This is a genomic window from Nicoliella sp. ESL1106 (assembly GCF_058509965.1).
This window is the reverse complement of the sequence record NZ_CP196341.1, coordinates 320,692-321,764: the sequence shown is the minus strand read 5'-3', so window position 1 is coordinate 321,764 and position 1,073 is coordinate 320,692. Positions and strand designations below refer to the sequence as shown.

The window sequence follows — 1,073 nt, the reverse complement described above, 5'->3', positions numbered from 1 at the left end:
TTGTTCACCCTCCAATTTAAAATTGGATCTAAGAAAATAAAACTTTTTTTATCCGTTCATTTTTTATTAAATAATACACTTATACATTTTTAATTTTATCACATAATGAACAATTGTGTATACAACACGAAAAGACCTTAATAAAAAATTGACTGCTCAATTGAACTAAATTAGCATTAGTTAAAAAAGGACCATATAAAACATAAAAAGTTACATAATAACGTAGAATCCGTCATTATGTAACCTTTAAATTTAAAATTATTCAAATGAAATTTATCTGTAAACCATTCCACCATCAACTAAGATTGATTGGCCAGTGATGTAGTTGGAATCTTCGCTAGCTAAAAATGAAACTAAGTTTGAAACATCGCTAGGTTCTGATAAGCGTTTCATTGAAATGTTCTTAGCGAATTGCTCCATTCCCCATGATTCTGGCTTCCCAGCTTCCTTAGCAACACTCTTAGCAATATCTTCCATCATTGGTGTTTTCACAATTCCTGGACAGTAAGCATTTACCGTAATTCCACGTTCTGCTAATTCCTTAGATGCAGTTTGGGTAATCCCCCGAATTGCAAACTTAGTAGAACCATATACAGTTAAATTAGGGTTCCCCTCTTGTCCAGCTTGAGAAGATCCATTAATGACCTTTCCGCCGTGACCAAGCTCCTTAAATGCTTGAATGGCCGCCTGGGTTCCCCAGATTACACCACCAACATTAATCTTGAATGTAAATTCAAGGTCTTCAGGAGTAACATCTTCAATTGGACTTGATGGGGCAACCCCTGCATTATTAACAATCACATTAAAATCACCAAAATGCTCCTTGGTTTGTTTAACAGCGTCGAAAACTTCATCACGGTTAGCAACGTCAGCCTTTACAGCAAATGCTTCACCACCAGCTTGATTTAATTCATCAGCAACTGCTTGCACCTTATCCAAGTGCCGTCCAACTAGTGAAACAGCAAAGCCATCATTGCTTAATCTTTCAGCAATCGACTTCCCAATTCCCTGTCCAGCACCTGTAACTAGCGCTACTTTTTTATTTGTCATAATTAAAAGTCCTCCTAAGGATA

Annotated in this window: 1 protein-coding gene; it reads right to left on the bottom strand. The window is 36.3% G+C overall.

What is annotated here, in order from left to right; all coding sequences use genetic code 11:
• Nucleotides 1-273 precede the first annotated feature (273 nt).
• The gene (locus ACSVI6_RS08350; protein WP_491717665.1) at nucleotides 274-1,050 is read right to left on the bottom strand and encodes a (S)-acetoin forming diacetyl reductase; all 777 of its coding nucleotides are present in this window, start codon (nucleotides 1,048-1,050) and stop codon (nucleotides 274-276) included.
• Between the last annotated feature and the right edge of the window lie 23 nt (nucleotides 1,051-1,073).

Coding starts and splice junctions, on each gene's coding strand:
- ACSVI6_RS08350 (WP_491717665.1), bottom strand. CDS start 1,050: ATGACAAATAAAAAAGTAGCGCTAGTTACAGGTGCTGGACAGGGAATT.